Source organism: Sutterella massiliensis, assembly GCF_016899755.1.
GTDB lineage: Bacteria > Pseudomonadota > Gammaproteobacteria > Burkholderiales > Burkholderiaceae_F > Sutterella > Sutterella massiliensis.
This window is the reverse complement of sequence record NZ_JACJJC010000374.1, coordinates 1-313: the sequence shown is the minus strand read 5'-3', so window position 1 is coordinate 313 and position 313 is coordinate 1. Positions and strand designations below refer to the sequence as shown.

Sequence of the window (313 nt, the reverse complement as noted above, 5' to 3'; positions counted from 1 at the left end):
GACCGTCACCGTTATCGAACGCTGAGATATAAATCACGTCGGCATTCGACTTCGAATCGACTCGCCAACCGGTGTGCTGCGTCCACGTCCAGTCGAAGCTGCCTTCGCAGACCGACCCCGAGCAAGCGATCTTATTGCCGTCCTTGTCAACCGGCGTCAGCACCTTTTCTGCCCAGCCCTTCTTCCAGCCTTCGGGCGAACCGAGGATCCATTTCACCTTCTTGTCGCGTCCAATCTTGATGATGGCAGACTGGTGGCGGGACGAGATGATGATCGAGTCGTCAGTCGGGTCGTAGTCGACGGAGTTGACGTG

Annotated in this window: 1 protein-coding gene; it reads right to left on the bottom strand. The window is 57.2% G+C overall.

Annotated features, from left to right (window positions below):
• Nucleotides 1–313 (bottom strand): aryl-sulfate sulfotransferase (locus H6A60_RS12970; protein WP_205105276.1); only part of this gene is annotated, 313 nt, incomplete at both ends.